Source organism: Chitinophaga silvisoli (assembly GCF_003412465.1).
Lineage (GTDB): Bacteria > Bacteroidota > Bacteroidia > Chitinophagales > Chitinophagaceae > Chitinophaga > Chitinophaga silvisoli.
Map to the genome: position 1 here is coordinate 306,795 of NZ_QTJV01000010.1, position 24,340 is coordinate 331,134.

18 protein-coding genes and 2 tRNA genes are annotated in these 24,340 nt (G+C 44.7%); 4 read left to right on the forward strand and 16 right to left on the reverse strand.

The annotated features are described in order from the left end of the window. Positions 1-32 precede the first annotated feature (32 nt). The 5 genes from DXN04_RS25595 to DXN04_RS25615 form a co-directional block, all read right to left on the reverse strand. Entirely contained in the window at positions 33-2,201 is a 2,169-nt protein-coding gene (locus DXN04_RS25595) for a LamG-like jellyroll fold domain-containing protein (protein WP_116856252.1), read from the reverse strand. Between the two features lie 385 nt (positions 2,202-2,586). Then, entirely contained in the window at positions 2,587-3,420 is an 834-nt protein-coding gene (locus tag DXN04_RS25600) for a helix-turn-helix domain-containing protein (RefSeq protein WP_233525685.1), read from the reverse strand. A gap of 65 nt (positions 3,421-3,485) precedes the next feature. After that, positions 3,486-4,721, reverse strand: a complete 1,236-nt coding sequence (locus tag DXN04_RS25605) for a 4-hydroxybenzoate 3-monooxygenase (RefSeq protein WP_116856254.1) — start codon at positions 4,719-4,721, stop codon at positions 3,486-3,488. A 598-nt stretch (positions 4,722-5,319) separates the two neighbouring features. Next, a complete protein-coding gene (locus DXN04_RS25610; RefSeq protein WP_116856255.1) occupies positions 5,320-6,072 on the reverse strand; it encodes a hypothetical protein in 753 nt (250 codons plus the stop codon). Positions 6,073-6,075: 3 nt separating this feature from the next. Continuing rightward, positions 6,076-6,615 (reverse strand): hypothetical protein, encoded by a 540-nt coding sequence (locus tag DXN04_RS25615; protein WP_116856256.1) that lies wholly within the window; start codon positions 6,613-6,615, stop codon positions 6,076-6,078. 584 nt (positions 6,616-7,199) lie between these two features. On the opposite strand from DXN04_RS25615, the gene DXN04_RS35885 reads away from it, so the two are divergent. After that, positions 7,200-7,391, forward strand: coding sequence for a transposase (locus DXN04_RS35885; RefSeq protein ID WP_116856390.1), 192 nt, complete (start codon positions 7,200-7,202; stop codon positions 7,389-7,391). Between the two features lie 125 nt (positions 7,392-7,516). Here the strand turns inward: DXN04_RS35885 and DXN04_RS25630 are convergent. Further along, positions 7,517-7,600 (reverse strand) — tRNA-Leu (locus DXN04_RS25630). 81 nt (positions 7,601-7,681) lie between these two features. After that, positions 7,682-8,830 (reverse strand): sensor histidine kinase, encoded by a 1,149-nt coding sequence (locus DXN04_RS25635; RefSeq protein WP_116856258.1) that lies wholly within the window; start codon positions 8,828-8,830, stop codon positions 7,682-7,684. 129 nt (positions 8,831-8,959) lie between these two features. Between DXN04_RS25635 and DXN04_RS25640 the strand changes: the two genes are divergently transcribed. Continuing rightward, positions 8,960-9,988: a glycosyltransferase family 2 protein gene (locus DXN04_RS25640; RefSeq protein WP_116856259.1), complete on the forward strand. Its 1,029-nt coding sequence runs from the start codon at positions 8,960-8,962 to the stop codon at positions 9,986-9,988. Between the two features lie 478 nt (positions 9,989-10,466). On the opposite strand, the gene DXN04_RS25650 is transcribed toward DXN04_RS25640, so the two are convergent. The 3 genes from DXN04_RS25650 to DXN04_RS25660 all read right to left on the reverse strand — a co-directional run bounded on the left by DXN04_RS25650 (position 10,467) and on the right by DXN04_RS25660 (position 12,090). Next, positions 10,467-10,539 (reverse strand) — tRNA-Gly (locus tag DXN04_RS25650). Between the two features lie 112 nt (positions 10,540-10,651). Continuing rightward, positions 10,652-11,623 (reverse strand): helix-turn-helix transcriptional regulator, encoded by a 972-nt coding sequence (locus DXN04_RS25655; protein WP_116856261.1) that lies wholly within the window; start codon positions 11,621-11,623, stop codon positions 10,652-10,654. A gap of 29 nt (positions 11,624-11,652) precedes the next feature. Then, positions 11,653-12,090, reverse strand: coding sequence for an SRPBCC domain-containing protein (locus DXN04_RS25660; RefSeq protein ID WP_116856262.1), 438 nt, complete (start codon positions 12,088-12,090; stop codon positions 11,653-11,655). Positions 12,091-12,316: 226 nt separating this feature from the next. Between DXN04_RS25660 and DXN04_RS25665 the strand changes: the two genes are divergently transcribed. Together DXN04_RS25665 and DXN04_RS25670 are read left to right on the forward strand one after the other, a co-directional pair. Next, complete coding sequence (locus DXN04_RS25665) at positions 12,317-13,855, forward strand: alpha-N-arabinofuranosidase (RefSeq protein WP_116856263.1); 1,539 nt, start codon at positions 12,317-12,319, stop codon at positions 13,853-13,855. Between the two features lie 94 nt (positions 13,856-13,949). Further along, the gene (locus tag DXN04_RS25670) at positions 13,950-14,594 is read left to right on the forward strand and encodes a type 1 glutamine amidotransferase domain-containing protein (RefSeq protein WP_158569144.1); all 645 of its coding nucleotides are present in this window, start codon (positions 13,950-13,952) and stop codon (positions 14,592-14,594) included. A 27-nt stretch (positions 14,595-14,621) separates the two neighbouring features. On the opposite strand, the gene DXN04_RS25675 is transcribed toward DXN04_RS25670, so the two are convergent. From DXN04_RS25675 to DXN04_RS25700, 6 genes are all read right to left on the reverse strand, one after another. Next, entirely contained in the window at positions 14,622-16,826 is a 2,205-nt protein-coding gene (locus DXN04_RS25675) for a DUF4838 domain-containing protein (protein ID WP_158569145.1), read from the reverse strand. A gap of 70 nt (positions 16,827-16,896) precedes the next feature. Continuing rightward, positions 16,897-19,764, reverse strand: a complete 2,868-nt coding sequence (locus tag DXN04_RS25680; protein ID WP_116856266.1) for a tetratricopeptide repeat protein — start codon at positions 19,762-19,764, stop codon at positions 16,897-16,899. A gap of 1 nt (position 19,765) precedes the next feature. Further along, positions 19,766-21,262: a glycosyltransferase family 2 protein gene (locus DXN04_RS25685; protein ID WP_116856267.1), complete on the reverse strand. Its 1,497-nt coding sequence runs from the start codon at positions 21,260-21,262 to the stop codon at positions 19,766-19,768. An 8-nt stretch (positions 21,263-21,270) separates the two neighbouring features. Further along, positions 21,271-22,731, reverse strand: a complete 1,461-nt coding sequence (locus DXN04_RS25690; RefSeq protein ID WP_116856268.1) for a glycosyltransferase family 2 protein — start codon at positions 22,729-22,731, stop codon at positions 21,271-21,273. Positions 22,732-22,737: 6 nt separating this feature from the next. Beyond that, positions 22,738-23,865 (reverse strand): HEAT repeat domain-containing protein, encoded by a 1,128-nt coding sequence (locus DXN04_RS25695; RefSeq protein ID WP_116856269.1) that lies wholly within the window; start codon positions 23,863-23,865, stop codon positions 22,738-22,740. A 47-nt stretch (positions 23,866-23,912) separates the two neighbouring features. Further along, the gene (locus tag DXN04_RS25700; protein ID WP_116856270.1) at positions 23,913-24,296 is read right to left on the reverse strand and encodes a response regulator; all 384 of its coding nucleotides are present in this window, start codon (positions 24,294-24,296) and stop codon (positions 23,913-23,915) included. Positions 24,297-24,340: the final 44 nt, after the last annotated feature.

A 24,340-nucleotide genomic window follows, 5' to 3' on the forward strand; every position in this document is an offset into this window, starting at 1 on the left:
CTCCTTGTAAGCAGCGCCATTTTTATAGGGTCCTAATTTTTTAATACCTTATACTTTTTAAGTGAAATGCTACCCGTCCGCACATCTATCAGAAAATAACCCGAAGGAAGGGAAGAAAGATCGACATCAAGATTGTTGACCCCTTTTATGGTTTGTGCTTTCCTTTCCCCAACATATTTGCCTTGCATATCAATAACATAAATGGTAATAGCTTGCGGCTGTGTCGCTGTAAAAGTTAGCCGTACATTTCCCTGCGTTGGGTTAGGGTAAATTTTCCCGCTCGGTGATACAGCATCAGTGACTTCTCCTGTAGCCGCTGCTACCATTCTTGATCCGCTGCAACCATTATCAACACTGGGAAGTGTGGAATTTTCATACACGGCACTGGCCACATACCCTGTGTATGCCGTTCCTAGTCCTGCAGTGGCGACGGCTGGATTGGTGTTGTCATCCAGTGGCCAGTACAATACGAGGTTGGCGATATTCGGATGGCAACTACCAAGTAATTTATTTTTCCAGTCGCTGATGGTTGTTCCGGACAAGGCGGCGTTCCATACTCTTACTTCATCTATATGGTCGATATGACCATCGTTGACATTAGATCCCGCATAGAAACCCTGGTTAGCAAGCAAGCTGCTGGTGGTGGCAGGGATGGTACCGTTGAAGCTGAGGCTTTGCTGTACTCCGTTCAGATAGATTTTAAGGCGGTTTGCATTGCCTGTCTGCGTGCCATCGAATACGGCGGCTACGTGGTACCAATTTCCAGGGCTAATTACACCAGCTGTAGTATACCCTTCACTGGTGCTGCTGTTGTTCATAATAAGCCATAGCGAATTGTCGCCAGGACCCACATGGAACATTATCCGGTTGCTACCATTATATCCTTTGCGTATGATAGTCGTCCAGCTGCTGGCTGTTGAATCGATTTTGATAAGTGCTTCCAGCGTGAATTGTGATGCGCTGGTAAGCTGGGTCACATCAGTACCGGTAGCTGCACGTCCATTAGGTGCGCCTGTGTTCAAAGCTTTTCCATAGGTTAGCGTATTGGCAACTGTAATTGTGAGGGTATCGCGTGCAATGGCTCCCCGGTTATCCACCACATTGAGCTGGAATTTATATTCACCTGTTGTATTCAGGCCGGAAACCGTGGTAGCACTGGCTGTTCCGAAGGGAGTAGCAATGGTGCCGCCTGCCGGGCCGGCAATCTTCCTCCATACATATCTGACAATAGATCCATTTACATCGGTGGAGGCGCTGCCATTGAGATTCGCTAATCCGGATGAAGCTGTAATGGTAGTATCGTTTCCTGCCCTGGCAACCGGTAGGGTATTGGGCAATGAGTCTTTATTCTGGGCAAGGAACCATTCATAGATATTGATGACACCATCTTCCAGGTAGGGATACTGATGAATGGCAAAGACGTATTCCGGCGCACTATTATGGGGATGAGGTAACACAGTTCCTGCAGGCCATATAGTAAGCAGAGGTTTTACCTGCGGATTTACGGCGTTCAATCTGTTGATGGAGTTGATGGTGGTGTCAGGTTCGGTAGTTGTGTCATCTGCTGCATGAAAGCCCCATAGCGGTAGTTTTGCTGACGATACGTTATTGGCACCATTCAGGTAAAGACCGATATTCCAGGCAGAAACCGTCACGGCGGCTGCCAGTTTTTTAGCATTAGCACTGGTATTATTCAGATAATTAAATACACCTGCGCCGCCCCAGCTGTGTCCACACAGGTAAATCCGGTTTGTGTCCACCTTTAATGAGTCTTTAGCATATTTGATCATGGCATCAATGTAAGTAAGGGGCCATGGACTTCCTACTGGAAGTGGACCTAGCGGCTGCAAAACAAGGAAAGTGTCCGTTTTGTTATTCCATGTAGCCCGCAGGTTATTATTTTGCCAACCAACTTCACGCATCGGTCCCCAGCCAGTTAATTGCCATACAGGAGCTCCTGGTGCAAGGGAGGTATCATTGCTTTGTAATGCACCACCACCATGTAGAAAAATGATCAGTGGATATTTTCTATTGGTGCCGGGGTTATCGTGGGTATAGGGTTTAGACTGGAGGAAAGGTACAACACTTGAACCAGTCCTTACCTTTCTGGCAGTGATTTGTGCCTGCAGATGCCTGGGAAAGATTAGAAGGGCTAACAGGGCTATAAGCCACAATCGGGGAAATAGGGTAGAATTGTTCATAGTTAAATTTTTAGTGAATAATCAATTTGTTATTTGACGTGGAGTAATTCTGTGGTTCTATACCTTAGGAAGATATTTTGGGGATATAATTTATGAAGGGGTTACAAATTCTTTGTTCCGGTTGATTAAAGGTATGGTTTTAGGGAATATAAATAATGTCCAAAATAGTTATTGTACGGCACATTGAAGTATTATACCGGTAAGCAATTCTCATATTGACTTCTAAGAATTATAAACCGTGTTGTTGCATAATTTTTTCATTTTTCCCGCAATAAAAATTCTCTACTTCCCAAATAAAATTGCCAGTTCTTTGCTTAGCGAATTGAGCCGCATTATCCTTGAATTGACAAGCGCAGTTCAATGACATTATTGTAAGCGATACTTACTATTCCTTGCACTTACCTTTCCGGTATTTACCAGGGGCAACTCCTGTAATTTTGCTGAATAAACGGGTAAAATATTTAGGATCATCAAACCCCAGATCACCAGCTATTTCCATTATTGTCCGGTCAGAAAAACAGAGCAATCGTTGGGCTTCTCTTATCAATTCCTGTTGGATGTGGTAAGTAACCGGAAACCCGGTAACTGATTTAACTGTATCATTCAAATGGCTTGCCGTAATGTTCATTTTAGCAGCAAACTGTGAGGTACTTCTCACTGATTTGCCATGATGGCGAAGCAATTCCCGGAAGGTTTTGGTGATTTCAATATTACGGGCAGAATGCCTGCTCAGGGCAGACCGCTCTTCCTGCAGGTAAGCTGATGCAAGCTGGTAGATAAAGGCACAGGTCATAGCCTGCAGGGCTTGTTGCTGATACAATTGTCCTGGATTTACATAAATCTGATACAAATGATCCATGAGCGAATAGAAGCTTTCGAACAGCTGTTGTGGTAATTGCATCACCATGATTTCCGTCAGAAACTGATCCAGAATACTCCTTAGGTTATTGTCCAGTGTAGCGGCATCAAAAGCCAGGAACCAGCCATGTTGCATTTGTGTTGAGACAATGTGATGTATCTGTCCTGGATAAGAAAGAAACACGTGCCGGTCACGCAGCCGGATCTTTTCAAAATCGACTTCCATTACAATTTCTCCTTTGTCGACCAGCACACATTGATAAAAATCGTGCCGGTGGGGCTGCGACATCTCGTAAACGGGATGATGGAGTTTCCGGATGCCCATGGGCTGTATATAGACACCCGAAAACCAATCATCCATGCTGTGAACCGGTATTTGTGTTTTTTTCTTCATCTTATCTAACAGCAATATCGGTTATTAATCCGCTAGTTCGTTCCTCCCTGATATTCCATATGCAATCGGGCTGCTGTAGCAGAATGGAAGAGGTTATCCAGGCGGGCGCGGGCGACCATCTGCCGGAATTCCCCATGCAAGGTCGGATCACCTGCATCATGCATGGTATCAGCCATCCATAATGCAAAATCCTGGTAATTCCATATATGCGTCAGGCAAGTATCAGAATAACGTTCCAGGGCAGTTATGTCATGTTCCTTCACCGCTTTGATCAGCGCCTGCGCCAGCACCTCTACATCATACAAACCAAGATTCATACCCTTGGCACTTACCGGGGGAACGATGTGAGCGGCATCCCCGGCAAGGAAAAGATGATTGTACTGCATGGGTGAATAAACGACTGACCGGAAAGGTACGAACTCAATATTATGAATATGGGCGTTTTTAACAGAACTGTCGCCAATTCTTAATCTGATCTCATCCCAGATCCGCTCATCAGGCCAATCCGTGGCATTGTCGCTCAACGCACATTGCAGATAATACCGGCTTCTTTGTGGACCTCGCGGAAGTTGGGCCGCAAAGCCATGTTTGCTGATAGCCATGATTGGATAACCAGTTACAGGCGCTTCGACCAGGGCAGCCAGCCATGCATAACCATACTCATAGCTGTACTTTGTCAGAACACCTTCAGGAATAGATGAGCGGCTGATGCCCCGATCTGCATCGCACCCCACGATATAATCGCAGGTAACCTGATGCTGACCGCTTTCGTCGGTATATGTAACCTGCGGACGCTCATTTTTCTCGTTCCTTATGATTACATCGGCAACCTCGAACCTGATGTCACCTGCTGTTACATCGATCAGGTCGCGTAATAAATTATTGACCAGCATCTGCTGGGTACAGAACAAACTCTGCGTCCCATTGTCGTTGCCTTCATTGCTGATAAACAGCCGGGGCGAGCCGTTGAGGCGGTATTCAATGGCGTATGCAGCCGGCCCGCTAAGCAGTTTGTCTGCAAGGCCCCAATCTTTAAACATTTTCACCGCACGGGAATCAATTACTCCGGCGCGCTGACGGGTTTCGATATAGGCACGGTCACGCCTTTCCAATACAATACAATGTATTCCCGATTTTTGCAGAAAAGTGGCGAGTGTTAATCCGCAGACACCGGCTCCTATAATGACTACTTTAGTTTCTTCCATTTTATTATTGATCTGTTTACAAGAATGCGAATGATAATTCGCGTACAAAGGTCGCGGAACCATAGATCAATTTGGTTAACAGAATACGGAAATAGGTGGAGGATCCGCGGAATCTTCAGACATGGGGTTTTGTTTCGATGCGGTAGACTGTCTTGTGCCGACGGTGATTAAGATTTTGTGTTAACTTAGATGATACGTTTTGTTTAATCGGGTTCAATGGTGTTAACTTAAACTGCAATTCAGTTTATCGGAAGGCAGTCTTGTTGCAATTTCTATCGAGGTTCATTGAAAAAACTACTAAAGGTATAAAAATCTTCTATGCATAAACGTAATGCCGCTGCTTTCTGATCCATTCGCTCCATTTCTATTATTACCAGCATTGCATCTGCGTGTTAATGATGATCAGTGATCATTAGGTCAATCCTTATTAACGAATTTTATGGGCATGCTTTTACATAATCCCGACTTCCAACGGTAACCAAGGCAATCTTATTTGTTATAGTCATATTTATTATTGACGTTAAACTTTTAATGGTCGGATATGGTCATTTCGCAGACGGTTTAACAACATCTTTGTTGCGGTTAAACTTACATTATTAGTACCCCAGGTCTCGAATTGTTCGTTAACTACCAATTGAAAGGTCCTTTGTCATTGTGTATACTAAAATTTTAATGATTCTGGTTTGTTATTCAGTATCAAATATTTATTAACTCCCTTTTTTAGTTCAAGTATATTTTCTTTAAAAGGTTCATTACTCATTATCATTAAGTCATTTTGATCAAATTCTTTTTCAAAACGTTTAAATGCGGCCCTTTCATTTATTGGGTATTGGGGCATCAATGCGGCTTTCTCAGAGACCAGCGCCCGAAAAGACTTTGCGACAATATAATATGCCTCCGTTGATATATAGGCACTATCTTTTAAATTATTGACTCGAAATAAAGCGATTGATAATGGTATAGAATCACCATTTATCGCACTTAATGTGTTATTAAGATAAGTGAAAGCAGTCAGTTGCTTGTCACACAGATCTGCTATCTCCACTACATCTTCTTTGCTCCAGGGAATTGTAGTTATTTCTCCTCCTATGTCATTAGGACTTTTATATCCAGCTTCTATTCTATTTAGATCTATTTCAATAAATGCAATTGATTCGCTACTACCAGCGCTTTTATATCTAGATAGAAAGGCCTGAAGGGTTGCAATTGAACTTTGTGTATATTGACCCTGTATATAGTGCAGTTTTTGATCATCTTTAAGAATAGATCTTAAATTAATGAAAGAGATATAGGTAATATAAATACTACCCCATGTATACTTCTCTTTTAAATTTTTCAGCTTTGCTTCATTTATTTGACAGAAGCTTTTAACCGTTACGAACCCCAAAATAATAAATATCATAATACTTCTCATAGATCAGTGGTTTGCTTTCAGATCTTTTCCCAGGACTAATTTGGAGGTTCTGCTCCCGGAATAAGTGATGTCTCCAACATATAAGGGGCCTGTTGGTGATTTTTTTATCTGAACTTCTGCCTTTCCAACTTGTTCAGGAAAAACTGCAATAAAATTATTCCCATCTATAAATTTCGTGATTGTTAACCCATTAGGCGTTGGAGGTATCTTCAATGCATCTTTCCAATCTAAAAACACAGGTTCATTATGCTCATCGAATACCTGAAAAACAGCAATTTTTTCTTCTGCCTTTGAAAGGTGATTGAGTAATACCAATGCTCCAAAACAAATAGCACACCCTCCCGCCGTTGTAAAAACAAAACCTGGTAATTTCAATTGAAAACGTGAGCTTGCTTCTACTCCTAATAGCAGACTTGGTAAAAAACATATGAGGAAATATAGTATTATTCTGGGAGCTGGTGCATATACGAGCCCAGGGGATAGCGCTACATAAATGCCGAGCATCAATATTGCTATAATTGCAATAATTCTAATTGTGTTCATAACATCTTAAATTCGGGGTACTTTAATACCCGAAGTTGTAGCTTTTGGATTTAACTAACAATACCCACTAGTTTGTATTTTTCGTCTCTCAATTGGGTTATAAATTTACTTCAACAAAACAAAGGCTGCCCAATAAGAAGGGTTTACCATATTTATTTCTGCATAAACCCCTTCCATAGCACTCCTCGATTTTTTCGTATAAAATACCATATGTACATCCCAATTTTACGTCACCAGGGTCTTAAATATCCTTTGCGTATTAATCATCGTTGGCAAACTTGGAGGAAAAAAATATTGCTATAGATCAGGCCAATGGACAAGGGGGTGCTTATCAACCTGATATTTTGCCCAATGAAGATAGTGCTAAGCAACTCCTGGCTCGAAGCCGTTACTTATTATTTAAGCACCTGAAGCATGGACACGCGAACAGAGACAAAGAGCCGAGCAATTGTTTACCAGATATCCCATCATTCATAAAGGGTATCAATTATCATTGCATTTAGGAGAAGTTTTTCGCCATTGTACGAGTAAAGAACAGGCTTTTAAGAATTGGGATTATTGAATGACTATGTAAGGAGGCATGCCTGCCTTCGTTTAAAACCCTTGCCAGAACCATCCAACACCATTTTCTGGTCATCCTTAATTTTTTCAACAACAGGGCCACCAATGCGTTAGGAGAGTCATTTAATGCGAAGATCAAAGCGTTTAGAAATGCGATGAGAGGGGTTAGAGATGTAGAATTCTTCCTGTTCAGGTTATCTGAAATTTATGCTTAACATCACAAATCCCCTAGGAATTCAACTTGATCCCTGGTCCGCAAATGATTTATTAGCCACCCGAAATGCATTAATTACCAAAATAAAAAAGCGAAAACTACTTTCGTAATTTTCGCTTTAGTTCGTGCGGAAGAGGAGATTCGAACTCCCAAGCCCTTTCAGGCACTACCACCTCAAAGTAGCGCGTCTACCAATTTCGCCACCTCCGCATCTTTGAAGGAGTGCAAATATATAATCTTTTTAAAAACCAACAAATTTAATTACAAATTTTTCTGCCCACCCCGCCATTTTTATTTCCTCAACCAGATCCTAAACGTCGTTCCCTTCCCCAACTCTGACCACTTCACCGTCAATCTCCCCTTATGATACTCATCTATGATCCGCTTCGCCAACGACAACCCTAATCCCCAGCCTCGCTTCTTCGTACTAAACCCCGGCTTAAACACCTTCTCAAAATTCGCTTTCGGAATCCCCTTCCCCGTATCCGTAATATCTATAATCAAATGCGCAGGATGACTCTCAATAAAAATATCAATACTTCCCTTTCCCTCCATCGCATCCAACGCATTCTTCAACAAATTCTCTATCACCCAGTCAAACAACGACGGCGAAATCATCGCCGGCATCTCATGTTCCTGCGTATGCATCGTAAACACCACCTTCTGCGGTGCCCTCTTCTTAATGTACTGCATCATATTACTCACCTGCTGTATCACATCCCGCTCTTCCAGCTGAGGTACACTACCGATCTTGGAAAAACGCTCCGTAATCAGTTTCAGTCTGTCCACATCCTTCGTCAACTCCGTCGCCATCAGCTCGTTGCCCTCCGTTTCTTTGAGCAGCTCGATCCAGGCTTCTATAGAAGAGAGGGGAGTCCCCAACTGGTGTGCCGTCTCCTTTGCCATCCCCACCCATACAAGATTCTGGACCGCACGGTTAGAGGAGGACAAGGCAATCAGCATAATACTCACAAACAAGGCTACCACCATCAATTGTATATATGGATAATAGCGAACCTGTTTGAGAATCAGCGAGTCACCATAATAAATGTAGTTGTACAAATTATTCCGGGCATCGATCTCCATGATGAAGGGACGGTGTTGCTTTCTGAATGTATTTAATTCATCTTCAATGTATTGTGGGTTATGTGAGATCCGAACCGTATCCAGGTTGCGGGAGTCGATAATATGCCCCTCCCGGTCCGTGATAATCACAGGAATGGTGGTATTGTTAGTAATGATCTCTACCGCAAGGTTCAGGTTTGCCTCATCAGGTGCCTGTAATAACTCTCTGTTGGCCGCCACCCATGTAGCCACCTTACGGGTTTCTTCGTCTTCGATCTTACGTGCCAGACTGCTTACATACCAGATAGTACCCACGATAATGAGTACCGCCGCAGTGACCAGCAGGAATTTCCAGCCTATGAACTGTTTGAACATATGAGGATCGAATTTAAGCAATAAGCACAAAATGTTTGAGCAATAAGGACAAAATGACCCTTACACACTTGTGTATTTTTCGCATATTTGCAACGCTAAATATATTACTCACGTATAATACTGAATCTATTGTCTGGAGCACCATCGGTAGCAGTTGTCATCCTGAATTGGAACGGACGTAAGTTTCTGGAAGATTTTCTGCCTTCCGTATGCAGGTCAACTTATGAGAACCTGCAGTTATACGTAGCAGACAATGCTTCCACGGATGATAGCGTGGCTTATGTACGCGAGAATTTTCCCGCTGTAAAAATTATTCAGAATACTACTAATAACGGGTTTGCCGGGGGATATAACGAAGCCCTGCAACATGTGCAGGCAGATATCTATGTATTGCTGAACCAGGATGTGGAAGTGGAGCCGGGTTGGATTGAGCCTGTTGTCGCATTAATGAGGAGAGATTACCATGTAGCAGCCTGTCAGCCGAAGCTGAGAGCCTATTATAATAAGCCGGAGTTTGAGTATGCCGGTGCTGCGGGTGGATGGATGGATATCCTGGGCTATACCTTTTGCCGGGGCCGTATCCTGTATACAACCGAAACGGACGAAGGGCAGTACGATGATGAACAGGATATCTTCTGGGCTACAGGTGCTGCATTATTCATACGTTCTTCCTGTTTTCATGAGGTAGGTGGTTTTGATGCCGATTTCTTTGCGCATATGGAAGAGGTGGATTTGTGCTGGCGCCTGAAACGGGCTGGTTACAGGATCTGTTATTGTCCCGAATCAATTGTATATCACGTAGGAGGGGGGAGCCTGCCGCAGGGAAATCCGAGAAAGGTCTACCTGAATTTCAGGAATAACCTGATGATGTTGTGGAAGAACCTGCATCCGCATGATAGATGGATCGTACTTTTCCAACGCTTTTTCCTGGATGTGCTGGCAGGGGTGAAGAGCCTGGTGGCCGGAAAACCGAAAGATATGAAGGCGATTTACAAAGCTTATGTAGACTATCTCCGCTGGCGCAGGAAGTATACAGGAGAAAAGCACCCCTTGCCACAGAAGAAGTTGCTGGGCATGACCGGGGTGTTCCACGGTATCATGATCTGGAGGTATTATTTCCTGAACAGGAAGACTTTCAGAACTTTGGAAAAAGAGTAAGGGAATTGTAAAAATTTACTTTGATTTTCATTTGACATGATGTAAGTTTGCAATGCGAAATACATAGATATGGAAAATAATACTGTTGTAAACAAGAATGACTTTACCAATAACTGGGTGTCGTCTTCCAGATTTTTATTTTATATAAGCATTTTCTGCTTTTTGTCTTTTGTCCTGGGAGGTTGCTACCAATTGTATAAACACCGTTATCCTGGTAAGCCTGAAGTAAATGTTCCAGAAAACACGCTTTATAATCCTAAGTACAAGTAAGGATTTTATCATATTGAGAGAGCCTTCCGGTCAAACCGGAAGGCTTTTTTAGTTTAAAAAAAACCGCATTCGCCATAGGCCAATGCGGTTTTTTCATGTAGTGTGAATGGCAGCTGAAATGCAATGCTAACAAGCCATAGATAGAAAACTATCACCCGGCTGAAAACAAAAAAGCCTGATAAGATTACTTATCAGGCTTCTACCTCTGAGCGGAAGACCGGGCTCGAACCGGCCACCCCGACCTTGGCAAGGTCGTGCTCTACCAAATGAGCTACTTCCGCTTGTGTTTTTTAAGAGCTTTTTTCCGTTTTCGCTTCACTGTGGTTGCGATTGGGATTGCAAATGTACGAATTGTTTTTAATCCACCAAATATTCGCCAATTATTTTTAAAAATTATTTCTTCAACTCACTCGGTGCTATCCCATACTTCTTCCTGAACGCCGCGCTGAAATGCTGTGGGGACGAGTATCCCAGCTCATAAGCAATCTCTCCCACCGCCTTATTTCCATCTTCCAAAAAACTCCTCGCCACGCCTAAACGATAATCCGCCAAATACCCAAATACCGTCATATTAAACTCCTCCTTAAACTTCTTTTTCAGCTTAAACTCATTCATCCCCACGATCCTTGACAACTCCGACAAACTCGGCGGCATCTCCATATTATTAATCAGGTATTCCCGTGCATAATAAATACGCTCCACATCATCCCGCCTATACTGCTGCCGCTCCTGATACTGAAAAGCCTGGTGCCAGGCATCCGCCTGCAATACCAGCAACTCAATACTCTTCGACAATAAAAACAATTTCTTCAGGTGCCCCGTAAAACTACACTGTATAATCTCCTGCAATACCCTTTGTATCGCCGCATTCGTTGGCAATGACTGTAAGCCCATCACCACAGGTCCTCCCTCCAGTAACCGGTCTGCAAACCGCTTCATTGTATCATTACTCCCCGCTGTCAATTCCAGGAACGCCGCTCTTGAAAACTCTATACTCAAATTCTCCGCATCCAGCGATTTATTCTCAAACGTATTCATGTACCCATTTGCATAAATAATATTATGCACCTGCCCCCGCACCTCATACAATGCACCTTCCTGCCTGATCAACGTATGCCCGCTGATATTGAATGAAAGACTGATCGTATCCGTTTCATTCTTCCTGGAAAAAGACAGATAGTCGTTGAAGTGATGAACACTATGCCGCATATAAATACCGTCAAACAACCATTGCGTAATGGTAGAATGAACAGCTGCTGAAGGTAGTATCAAGGTATCCTCCTTTAGCGCTACAGCCTGTAATACATTCGCAGGCCGATCTGGTAAATGAAAAGGAATATCATCCCTCATGACGGAACTTTTCATGAAAGTAAGATATTCCTCAAAATTAGCCCCTACACCAGCTCCCTGATCTTTTCAAGTATACTGCTCCATCCTCCCGCATTAGCAGCATCCTCATACCTCTTCTCTCCATCCTGCACCTTTGTATAGTCTCCCTGCGTTATCGTCAGCTGCGTCTGATCCCCCATGGGCTCCAGCTTATATGTCACCGTCAGATAATTCCAGGGCTCATCCGTGTATTTCGCATTCGGATCAAATACAGAATAAGATAAAAGCGAATAAGGCCGGTTCTCCAGGGCAAACCCCTTTACAAACACCATTTCCTGCCCCTGGTACTCACCTTTAAAAATCACCGGCTGACCCGGCTGCCAGTCTGTAACCAGGTCACTATTGTACATATATTGCTTTACATATGCAGGCTCCGTGAGCAAAGCCCAAACCTTCTCAGGACTGGCGTTCAATGTAACTGTGTTCGAGATGATCTTTTCCATACCCGCAAATGTAGCCTAAGCCTCAAAAAGGCACTTACATTTAACGGAGTATTATTAGTTATATTAAAAGTTGAAAAGCCCGGCTGGTACCCTGCAGAATTTCTCCGGAAGCCTGCCGCATGCATAATTAAACCCAAAATGATAAAATAGTTGTATAATTGACAATTAATTTTTCTATCTTAGCCATCGTTCCACGTCTTCGCAATTAAGCTAATGAAAATTGTATATGAAAAAGAATCTCACTTTCCTGGTGCTTTTGATGATCATGCATGTTGCAAAGGCACAAACTACTGCCAGCCTGACGGTATCTGGTAAATCAGATCACCAGATCAGCCGCCACATCTACGGTCATTTTTCCGAGCACCTCGGCCACTGCATTTATGGTGGTTTCTGGGTAGACTCCTCCCTGAACGTACCCAAAAAAGACCGCATCCGCCTCGATGTCGTGGATGCTCTTAAAAAGATCCACATCCCGAACCTCCGCTGGCCCGGTGGCTGCTTTGCAGACGAATACCACTGGCGTGACGGTATCGGTAAAAGATCCGATCGCCCTAAAATGGTCAATACCAACTGGGGCGGCGTTACTGAAGACAACTCCTTCGGTACCCACGAGTTCATGGAGCTCTGCGAACTCCTGCACACTGAACCCTACATCTCTGCGAACGTAGGTAGCGGCACGGTCGAAGAAATGTCCAAATGGGTTGAATACTTCAACTTCGACGGCACCAGCCCTATGAGCAAGCTCCGTGCTGAAAACGGTCACCCTGCTCCCTGGAAAGTAGGCTTCTGGGGCGTAGGTAACGAAAGCTGGGGTTGCGGTGGTAACATGACCCCCGAATTCTATGCCGGCCAGTTCCGCCGCTATGCTACCTATGCCCGCGATTATCCGGGTGCCAGACTGAAAAAAATGGCCAGCGGTGCCAGCGACTTTGACTACCACTGGACTGAAGTATGTATGAAAGAGATTCCCCTGCACATGATGTGGGGCCTGTCCTTACATTATTACACCATTCCTGGCGACTGGGGCCACAAAGGTTCCGCTACTAAATTCGACGAAAAAGAATACTTCACCACCATGCGGAAATGCCTGCTCATGGATACACTCGTAACCAAGCACTCCGCTGTAATGGATAAATACGATCCTAAAAAGAGCGTAGCCCTGGCTGTAGACGAATGGGGCATCTGGACAGATGTGGAACCAGGTACCAACCCCGGTTTCCTCTATCAGCAGAACAGCCTCAGAGATGCCCTCATCGCTGCTTCTACACTTAATATCTTCAACAACCATAGTGACCGCGTAAGACTGGCAAACCTGGCGCAGACTGTCAACGTATTACAGTCCCTGATCCTGACCGACAAGGAAAAACTGCTGCTCACACCTACTTACTATGTCTTTGACTTGTTCCAGGTGCACATGGATGCCGCTTACCTGCCTATCCAGCTGAATAGCCCATCCTATACCAATGGCAATGAAAGCATTCCTGCTGTCAATGCCTCCGCATCCAAAGACTCCACCGGTGCTGTTCACATCTCCTTCGTAAACCTGGATCCTGCTAAAAAGATCACAGTGACTGCGAACCTGAAAGATGTACAATGGAAAACCGTAAGTGGCCAGGTACTGAGCTCCGGCAAATACACCGACATCAATACCTTCGAAAATCCTAACAAGGTGAAGACTGCCACTTTCAATGGTGCTAAAAAACAGGGTAATGACCTGGTAGTTGAACTGCCTGCAACTTCTGTAGTAGTAGTTACTTTAAAATAGATAAATTATTACGGTACTTTAACAATTTAATGCCCCGGAGCACTGCTCCGGGGCATTATTATTGCAGCAATATTTGCTTCAAAAACAAATGCTTATGAAGATATTGTTAGTAACCACAACCCACCATCAGCCAGGTAACACAGGTCTATGGCTTGATACGCTGGCAGCCCCTTACTATGCATTTATCGAAGCCGGTGCCGACGTTCAGGTCGCTTCGCCCAAAGGTGGCAGGGTGACCTTAGATCCAACAGCAGAGCAACATCACCAGTTATTGGCTGATCAGGACGCTATCTATTGGCTGGAAAATTCGCTGAAACTCTCCGAAGTGAGCGCCGAAAATTACGATTCCATCTTTATAGCAGGTGGGAGAGGAGCCATGTGGGATTTGGTGGACAACAAGGAATTGAATGCTTTACTGCAGGACTTCAACAAGGCCCACAAACCCATTGCTGCTGTTGCACATGGTGTAGCCGGGTTATGTTGTTCAAAAGATAAAAGTGGTATGAGTCTTCTCGCTGGCAGGAATGTTACCGCTATTTCCAATGAAGAAGAAAAAGGAGAAGTACCTTTCCCACTGGAAACAAGATTGAAAGAAATAGGTGCTGTATTCTATAAAGGGGAAAAGGTGGTCAGTGATGAAAACATTATCACAGGCCGGAACGCAGAAGCGGCAGTAGAAACCGCAGAAGCCGTGATAGAACAGTTAGAAAGTAATTATTATGTACATTTTAAGATCTAAAAAAAGGGCCGCAAGGCCCTTTTTTATTTAAAGGATATAAACTTCATCAGCACACACCGAAGGCCGCTTCGTCGGCGGCGCTCCCCGCCATCCCGGTACCGAAGCCTGACACTGTCCCGTCACCCGTACATACCTTGCCTGCACTGCTGATAAGCCAAACTTGTAGGTATTGATACTGGTAGTATAATCCTCATCCGCAATGGAAGGAGTCCGCTGCGTTCCTGCCTTTGTGAAATTCACGCCATCTACTGATGTCTCTACCGTAATCGTTGCAGGATTGAAGATATAATGCCTTGGGTCATTTAAAAAATTAACCTGTAAAGTATTCACCGTCTTCTGCGCACCCAGGTCAATCGTTGCCACCAGGTCCTTTCCATAAATAAACAACCAGTTAATACTAAAATCCTTTGTTCCCAACAATCCATCCGTCAATGTCCTTTCTCTCTTAGCCGGATATTCATCTGATGGTGGATTCAATAAGGTCACCTTTGCATTATACGCTATGCTATTCACCCACTTCTTAGAAAATATAGTATCCCATTCCTGCTGATAAGCATCCGGCGACGCACCGCCTTCTGATAATTCCTTCACACCCGCTACCTTACACTGCGCCACAAATTTCTTCACCCTTTCCGGCCAGCGCGGATTCACCACAAACCCATCTCCCGATGCCTGCAGATACCCATATTTATCTGTTCCATAGAAGCGGGATTGCTGCAACACACAGTATTCAAGTCCCAATCTGGTATTGTACACCCGCTTCAGGTACTCCCCCTCAGCAGCAGCTTCTGCTTTATCCAGGATGGTAGAATATTTATCAATCGCTTCCGGCGATAAATAATTTTTAGCACTGGCTACCGGATTACCATAAATATCCAGTTGCGCCTTAGATGCACTTAATGCATTTACATAATCCAGCACTGGTACACCCGCTTTGCCATAATATCCATCAAAGAAATCCTTCGTTATCGCTACTGCATCTGCAGCAGGATCCCATAATAACTTAGCCTGTAAATAAGCATTATACGCATCCATATCACCATAAGTATCGCCACTTCCCTGTGAGAATACTCCACGTACCTTATGCGCTGTCATGTACAGCAGATTCGGTTGCAAATTCCTGTAATCAGGAAACGGTGCCAGGTAATTCGTAAACTGCGTTGTATAATCCCACACAAAGAGATGATCTGTCAATGCTCCCCAGCTCTCCAGGTTCTTCCTGAAATCCGCCGCCGATGGTATCGTACTTAAAGGCTCCTGCCTGTAAGCATCTATACTACTCAGCATGATATATACATTCGAAGCCGGCTTCGTCTTCAAAGGTGCTTTCGCAGTATATAAATAAGCTAAAGTGGTAAAATGCTGATCAGGAAATTTCGCAGCTACTTTATTGATGAACTGGATCAGGCTCCCCGATGCACTGCCTTCTTCTTTATTCACCTGACTACACTGATCACAGGTACAAAAACCACCCCCATCTTCTGCTGCAATAGACCAATATAAAGCATCCGGATTATCTGCAATGGCTTTACGCAGGTAATCCACCGTCACATTAAATACCCCTTCATTGCTCAGGCACAATTGTGTTGCCTGTCTCTTCCCATCTACCAGCGCATAATATTCCGGGTGCGTAGCGTAATAAGTCTTAGGTGGCACAATCTTAAAGAAGGAATGTCCCCATAGCCCCCACAAATCTTCAAACCTGTGCAGCTTATGCCATTCCAGGTATTCATTGTCAAACGCTTCCGGATAATACGTTTCCCGGTATACTAAGGTCGGCTCCTGCTTGTCCATCAACTGTTGTGGTACACTTACTTCTTTTGTAGCAGGTACCACCGCCGGTCCTTCCGCATATTTCCGTGCACCAAAGTATTTCTCAATCAATGTATATACCCCGTACACCACACCTTTGCCACTGCCACCTTTGATATACACATCACGCATATCCGCCGCAATCACGAAACCTTCTCCTTTCAATTTACCATAAGAAGTACTATGCTCCGTATTTCCTACAAAAATCGCGGCCTGATCTTTCTGATACACATTCTCTTTAATCACCGGCAATGTCATCCCCGTTATCCGCTTCACATAATCCTGCAATACCGTACCTGCATGCGTTTCATTCTTCGTAGCTTCCACCGGCAACACAATCACATGTTTCTTCAGGTCTATCCGGGAAACCGAAGACTGACATGAAAACATGGTTAATATTAATAACAATGACTGCATCATTCTGAACATGAAAATTTAAAATTAGACTGAAAGAAAAACTCCCTCCGGATCAGGGAGGGAGTCAGTATATTTAAAACTTACGTTGTAAAGTTATATAAAGATCATATTGGTTCTGGTAGTCTGTATCGTTAATCTTCTGATTGATCCAGGTCCCATACACACCTACAGAAGTTCTGTATTTGAATGTCTTCAGATAACCGGCCCCCACACTCCTTGTCAATAATCCCGCCAGTTTCGGGAACTGTACCAGCCGGCTTCTATCATCCGGCGATGTACCCAGTCCTGCTACAAACATGATATAATCCTGGCTATGATTCATATAATACCTGCTCGTCAGGTTAAAAGAAGTATAGAAGTTCGGTGAGTCGCTGATGAAATACGCCCTGAAGTTTACCCAAAAATCCTTCCATGTTTTCGCTACTGATGCGACACCTGAAATACTGTTTACACTGTCCGCCTTCAGGTAGCGTACACCCAGTTCACCTTCTATATTGTGCTTAAAGGTTTTGAAGAGGGAATAGGCTACCCTGAACTGCGGGAACACAATACCATTGGAATAGTTCAGCAAACCATAAGAATACATCCTGGGTGTATGGTTATAATAGATCTCCGCTTCGCCCATCAGCCCGGTGCCCTGTGTACGGCCTGCATAGTTCAGGCGGGCAGCCCAGGAGCCTCTTGGAATGTAGTGACGGTATTCCAGTGTGGCAATGTTATATTTCGTAGAAGTGTAATCATAATTGGTATTGAGGTAGTACATACCAAACTGGTTCTTCAGGGTCTTGCTCTTCAGGTAATCAGCATAATCCTCATTGGCAGGAGTATTCTTCAATACCACCACAGAATCTGCCGCTGCCGATGCGGCGACATATTCCTTCTTGCTTTCCAGTGTCACAGCACGTTTTTGAATGAATGCATCATTATTGGGATAATAACGGATTCCCTCATTTGCATAGGCCAGCGCACTGTCATATTGCTGCTTGCCATTCAGCAGGTTGATTGTATATAATAAAGCCATTGAGTCACGTCTGTTCACAGCCAGTACCTGCTTAAATACAGTCAGTGCACTATCCGGCTGGTTGTTTCGCTGGTAGGCAGTGCCTTCTGCGAGCAATCCATCCGTATAAGCATTTCGGTACTTGACCGTGAAGGGGTAACGTTGCATCAGCTGGTAAGCAATGTCGTTTGATTCTGCGTATCGGTGCATAGCCGTCAGTACACCCGCCTTTTTCAGTAGCAGGTCTTTATTGTCAGGATAAAATTTCAATCCCTGGTCTGCATACATTAATGCACTATCCGGCTGCCCTACCGCACTTTCCATATTGATCAGGTAGTTGATCGCATCCAGGTTGTTCGGCTGTTCTGCCAGTACAGCCCTGAATTGCCCTGCTGCCATATCATATTCTTCTGATTGCATCAGGATCCTGCCGGCTGTCAGGCGCAGGTCTACAAGGTTGGCCTGGTAGCGTTCATCACCCGGATTACGTTCCAGCAGTTGCGCTGCAATCCCTGCTGCTTCATCATACTGTCCCATATCCGCCAGTACACTGCTTTTCTTAATCAGGAACCGGGTATTGTTCGGGTAGGTGGCCAGTGCTTTATCCAATACCTGCAGTGCACGGGCATTATCTTTCTGAATAATGTATGTATTGGCAGTCATGTCCAGTGCTGCTGTATCCTTTGGATCTGCCTGCAGGGCTTTGGAGAACTCTGACAATGCCAGGTCGTATTGCTGCTGTGACAGGTAATCCCGTCCACTTGCTATTTTCAGGGCCGTATACCTGCTTTTCAGGTCAGCGTTACCGGGATTGCTTACACGCAATTTCTCTGCGATTGCTGCCGCTTCTGTGAATTTCCTGTCGCTTTCAAGTACATCCATTTTCAGTGCCAGCAGGCGTTGATCGTTAGGACTATTCTTCAGGCCACGGTTAATCCATGCCAGTGCTTCGCGATATGCGCCACGTGACATGCTTAAGCCAATTACCTTATCCAGTGCCTCACGGTTGCCGGGGTTCTTTTCCAGCACACCCTGATACAATAAGTAAGGGTCAGTATTTGCATACCATGCTGCCGCTTCCATGCGCAATGGAGTTTCCATGCTACGTGCCTTGGCATCGTTCGGGAACCGCTTCAGGATCTGTTGCAGGTAAGCAAGTGCACCTGCATAATCATGTGTGTCCTGCAGCAATCCCAGCTTACGCATCATCAGGTCATAAGAACCCGGATTGGATGCCAGTTCGGCATTGATTTGCTCTATCGCACTGGTATAGCTACCGTTACGGATATACATGTTCGTGATAGCCTCTTTTGCCTCCCTGTTATTCGGGTCTATCAGCAGGGCCTTTTCATAATTTTGCTGTGCCAGCAGCTGATTGCCTCTTACCTGGTAGTAATGGCCTGCCAGCATATAGTGACCGGTATAGGCACGGGTCACGACAGTATCGTCCGAATATTTCTCTAGTAATGAATTTGCATAAATGCCTCCCTGGAAGAAGTTTTCACTGGCATCCAGGATTCCCAGCTTTTTCAGCATCAGGTCTTTGTCCGCAGGAAAATGGTACAATCCCTCATCTACATAACATGCTGCTTCTTCATACTTCTTTGCACCCAGTTCAATATTGATCGCATACAGGTAGGCATCCCTGTATAGCGGATCTTTAGCCAGAACTGCTTTTACATGTTTACGTGCTGCATCTGTCTGTCCTGTGAGCATGTAAAGTCTGCCCAGCAGCAATTCCTGGTCGGTAAATTCAGGTCGCTTTGCCAATGCAGCCCTGGAAAGCTCTATTGCTTTTGCATAATGCTGCGCCTTTGTTTCTTTCACCGCCTCATTATAGAGGTCATCCGCATCAGGGCCTTTCTTGAATAACTGTGCTTCTGCCTGTAAGGACAGGCAGATCAGGGTACCTGATAGTATATGTTTAAAAAAAGACATCATCTTAGGTGTTTGCAGGTTTTTTCTTACCAAATCCCTGACGCTGCATGTTCCCCCATGTGTGTTTCTTACCTGTTAGGAAGTTGAAATAACCTCGCAGGGCAAAAAATACGATGAGTGGATGGTATACGAAAGGTTCTATAAATGCCATCAGTGCCAGACCTAATACCTCTCTCCAGGTACGGTAGTATTGATAGGTCATATGGTCCCACAATATTGCCAGGGTTGTGATCATCACTGAATAGAAATACACAAACGCCAGCAGGATCAATGCAAACTGCCAGTTGATCTGGTTGGTAATAATGAGGTAGATATAATAAATAATCCCTGTAAATTCGATGATGGGGGCCAGGAATTCGAAAAACAGGTTGTAAGGTAGTACCACCATCCCCAATTGTTTGTAACGGGGATTGAAAATAACCTTCCTGTGTATAGTGATGATCTCTGCCAGACCCCGTCCCCAGCGGGTACGCTGACGGCTGAATACTTTCATATTAGGAGGGCCTTCCGTCCAGCACTGGGTAGTAGGAATGTAACGGATGGCATACTTCATATTATTGTCCATCATGTAAGTACACATACGTGTCACGATGTCCATATCTTCCGCAAATGATTTACTGTCGTATCCACCGGCTTTGATGGCAATTTCCTTGTCAAATAAACCCAGGCCACCGGATACGTTCGGCACACAGTTGATCACACTCCAACCCATCTTACCCAGTACGTATGCACGCAGGTATTCCATCTCCTGGAAGCGTGGCAGCCACTTTTCCGGCGGGCGCACCCGGGTGATCACCCCTTCATCGATCTCACAACTGTTGGCTATACGGAGGGTAGCTCCGGTAGCAATGACACGGATACTATCCTCTTTCACATGTACATAACCACATTCCGGACAAGGCTCCCCGATTTCTTTGATCTTATGGTGCTCTTCATCCATGAATGGTTTGATCATACGCATGAGAGTATCTTTCTCAATGATACAATCCACGTCCGTACATAAAAAGTAATTGTAAACAGCCGCATTGATGCCTGCATTGGATGCATCCGCCTTACTCTTACCATTGATTTTATCGACCACCACCAGTTTATCGTAGGCTGTATTGGTGGACTTGAACAGGCGCTTTACCGGTTTACAGTTAATGCGCGCGTTGTAGGCAAAGTCCATTTCAACCAGTTCAAATTCGTCGATCAGTTTCTGCAAAGTATCATCCGTGCTGCCATCGTTCACGATGATCACCTCGAAGGTGGGGTAGTTCAGCGTGAGCAGGGAGCGTACGTTTTGAATGATGGTCACCGCCTCGTTGAAGGCCGGGGCAATAATAGAAATGCCCGGTGCCAGCGGCGACTGCAGCATCTTGGTATAATCTACATAGCTGTTCTTACGCTGGAACTTCCGGATGCCTCGCAGGGAGAGCAACGCCAGCAACGCATACATGAACAGCATGGTGCAACCATAAATGAACACAAAGCCTTCGTAAAAATTTCTTATCAGTTCCACAGGCGTATTTATTTAGCTGCAGCTGCTGTAGCAGCTGGTTTAGGTGTTTGCTGAAATCCGCGTCGCTGCATGTTCCCCCAGGTACTCTTCTTCCCGGTCAGGAAGTACCAATATCCACGCAGGGCAAAAATCACGATGAGGGGATGGTACAGGAAGAATTCCATAAATGGTGTCAGACACAGGAACGCTACTTCCTTCCATGTACGGTAATATTTGAACGACAACTGATCCCAGAGGATGGCGATCGTCGTGATCATCACCGAATATGTATATACAAATAATAAGAGGATAAGGGCTGTTGGCCAGTTGATGAGTCCGAAGATGCCCATGACTATATAGTAGATGATACCGGTGAACTCAATGATGGGGGCCAGCAGCTCAAAAAAGAAGTTGTACGGGAATATGATCATCCCCATCCTGCCATACCTTGGGTTCAGGAACATACCGAAGTGAGCATACATGAGTTGTGCAAGTCCCCTGGCCCAGCGGGTACGCTGGCGGTTGAAGATCTTGACGGTCACAGGTGCTTCTGTCCAGCAGAGAGTCTTGGGTATATAGCGAATGGCGTATTCAATCTTATTGTCGTGTGCATAGCGGCACATACGGGTCATCAGCTCCATATCTTCACCGAAGGAGCTATGGTCGTATCCACCACTGCGGATGGCTATTTCTTTATCAAAAAGGCCGAGACCGCCTGATACATTTGGTACACAGTTCAGCAGGGTCCAGCCCATCTTTCCCAATACGAAAGCACGGATATATTCTACTTCCTGGAAGCGGGGCAGGAGCTGGCGGGGCGGGCGCATACGGGTCATTACACCCTGGTCGAACTCACAGGAGTTGGCAATACGCAGGGTAGCACCGGTGGCGATTACACGTTTTTTTTCTTCCTGCATCACTGGTTTGATCAGTTCCAGCAGGGTATTTTTATCGAGAATGCAATCTACGTCTGTACATACAAAGTGGGGGTAAGCAGCAGCATTGATCCCTGCATTCACAGCATCTGCCTTACTTTTACCATTCACCTTGTCTATCACCATTAGTTTGGCGTAGGCTGGATTGGAAGATTTATAGATCTTACGCACGGGCTTGGTCTGGATTTTTGCATTGTAGGCAAAGTCCACAGGCACCAGCTGGAACTCTTCAATCATTTGTTCCAGGCTGTTGTCCGTACTACCATCATTGACAATGATAATCTCATACCTGGGGTAGTTCAGCGTGAGCAGGGAGCGTACATTAAAAATAATCGTGAGACCTTCGTTGAAGGCAGGGGCCAGCACAGTAATGCCTGGGGCCAACGGAGAACTGAGTAATGTATTCAGCTGGTCCACATTATCCCTTTTGGCATAGGCGCGTACGGAGATCATAGAGAAGATGGCCAGCAAGGCGTATGTCACCAGCAGTACTGTTCCATATATGAAAACACCATTCTCGTAGATTCGCCCTAAGGTTTCCCAGATATTATCCATTCACAACTAGAATTTTATTAATGGGTTCATGCTATGTTTCAGGATCAGCTTGTTTTCTGCAGTCGCAGTATCAATCAGTTCCTGAATCAGGCCTTTGGCCGCCCATTTATTATTAATGAGGGATTTGGCAGCATGTTTACGAACTTCAAAATCGGTGGCGTGCAGGAATTCCTGGCGCAGGAAATCTACATATTTACCACTACTGATCCTACCTAATGCTTTCAGTATTTCCAGGCGGCAGTTGAGAGGTTGGCTGTTGTACATATGCACCAGCTTTTCCTCCACATCCTCGACTTTCATCTTGCCCAGGCAGTTAATAGCATCCGCACGTACATAGTGATCTTTGGTATCCAGCAGCCTGATTACAGCAGGCACTGCACTTAGCTGATTGTAGTGCACCACCAGCTTCAGGCAGAAGGATACAATTGATTTATTGGAAGAGTAAGTGATCCATTGTGCAAAATTGGGAATGGCAATGTGCTCAGTAGTAGAAATAATTTTGAACAACTCTACCTGGTCCCAGAGCAGGAGGGGTTCTGTCACCACGTCGAAGAACTTGAAAGGTTCATTCTTACTTAGCTTAATATAAGCATGGCGGGCTGCTGCACGAAGCTCACGGTTATTACTATTCGTCAGCGGAAGGATGGTTACGTCCGCAATGGACATATTCATGTTGCTCATTTCTGCCAGGCCCTGCACCTTTCTTTCCCATTTACGGGATTTCATTTTCTTCAGGGAATCCTTATCCAGGTCCAGCTGAATGTACAGGTTACGCAATTGCTCGCCCATCGAGCCTCTTACATTATTTCTATAATGGATAAGACGGTCGATGAGTGCCTGGCGGGCCCATTTCTTCTCAAATACGGGTTGCTGAAAGCTTTCCAGGGGAAGTTGCACCTGGTCGGCAGGTACATCACTGGCCAGCTCTTCGTTCAGGAGTATATGTTCCATGAGCTGCTCGTCGATGATCGGGTGCAGCTTCTTCAGCCTTTCTGACTGGCGGTAGGCTCTGTACCTGCCCACCAATATAGAAAAGTACGCCAATAGCGTACACACGATGGCAACAACAATAAAAATACCAGCTATCTGTATACTTAACGGAGCATACCTGAACTCATAAAAGCTAAATTCCATAAGGATTGGTCAATTGGTCATCGGTCACATAGAATATCAGCCGGTTACTACCGGTTGTATTGCATCAGGAGTCTTTTTACCCTGATCAGCAATTCCCCTGGTATCACTGGTTTTTTCAGGAAATCGTCAGCTCCCAGTTTGAAGCCTTCCAGTATCATATCCTCATTCCCTGCATTAGAAACAATAATCACAGGAATTGGTTTACCTTCTTTACGGTTTTTTACCCTGCTGAGAATCTCGAAACCATTAGCATATGGCATCATAATATCAGTTATGATCAGGTCAAAACCATAATCGGTATCTTCCAGTTTCTGGAAAGCCTCTTTGCCATTAGTCACATGTTCAATTTTGTATTCTTCTTTGTGCAGGATTCTTTCTACAATCTTCGGCATCACTTCATCATCTTCAATAAGCAGAATTTTACTACTCATATATTGGCTTTTATTTTTGAAGAATGGTGGTACGGGATGTACAA

Excerpts from the sequence above, each read along its gene's own strand:
- DXN04_RS25595 (WP_116856252.1), bottom strand. The coding sequence starts at position 2,201 with ATGAACAATTCTACCCTATTTCCCCGATTGTGGCTTATAGCCCTGTTA.
- DXN04_RS25600 (WP_233525685.1), bottom strand. The coding sequence starts at position 3,420 with ATGGATGATTGGTTTTCGGGTGTCTATATACAGCCCATGGGCATCCGG.
- DXN04_RS25605 (WP_116856254.1), bottom strand. The coding sequence starts at position 4,721 with ATGGTTCCGCGACCTTTGTACGCGAATTATCATTCGCATTCTTGTAAA.
- DXN04_RS25610 (WP_116856255.1), bottom strand. The coding sequence starts at position 6,072 with ATGAGAAGTATTATGATATTTATTATTTTGGGGTTCGTAACGGTTAAA.
- DXN04_RS25615 (WP_116856256.1), bottom strand. The coding sequence starts at position 6,615 with ATGAACACAATTAGAATTATTGCAATTATAGCAATATTGATGCTCGGC.
- DXN04_RS25635 (WP_116856258.1), bottom strand. The coding sequence starts at position 8,830 with ATGTTCAAACAGTTCATAGGCTGGAAATTCCTGCTGGTCACTGCGGCG.
- DXN04_RS25655 (WP_116856261.1), bottom strand. The coding sequence starts at position 11,623 with ATGAAAAGTTCCGTCATGAGGGATGATATTCCTTTTCATTTACCAGAT.
- DXN04_RS25660 (WP_116856262.1), bottom strand. The coding sequence starts at position 12,090 with ATGGAAAAGATCATCTCGAACACAGTTACATTGAACGCCAGTCCTGAG.
- DXN04_RS25665 (WP_116856263.1), top strand. The coding sequence starts at position 12,317 with ATGAAAAAGAATCTCACTTTCCTGGTGCTTTTGATGATCATGCATGTT.
- DXN04_RS25670 (WP_158569144.1), top strand. The coding sequence starts at position 13,950 with ATGAAGATATTGTTAGTAACCACAACCCACCATCAGCCAGGTAACACA.
- DXN04_RS25675 (WP_158569145.1), bottom strand. The coding sequence starts at position 16,826 with ATGATGCAGTCATTGTTATTAATATTAACCATGTTTTCATGTCAGTCT.
- DXN04_RS25680 (WP_116856266.1), bottom strand. The coding sequence starts at position 19,764 with ATGATGTCTTTTTTTAAACATATACTATCAGGTACCCTGATCTGCCTG.
- DXN04_RS25690 (WP_116856268.1), bottom strand. The coding sequence starts at position 22,731 with ATGGATAATATCTGGGAAACCTTAGGGCGAATCTACGAGAATGGTGTT.
- DXN04_RS25695 (WP_116856269.1), bottom strand. The coding sequence starts at position 23,865 with ATGGAATTTAGCTTTTATGAGTTCAGGTATGCTCCGTTAAGTATACAG.
- DXN04_RS25700 (WP_116856270.1), bottom strand. The coding sequence starts at position 24,296 with ATGAGTAGTAAAATTCTGCTTATTGAAGATGATGAAGTGATGCCGAAG.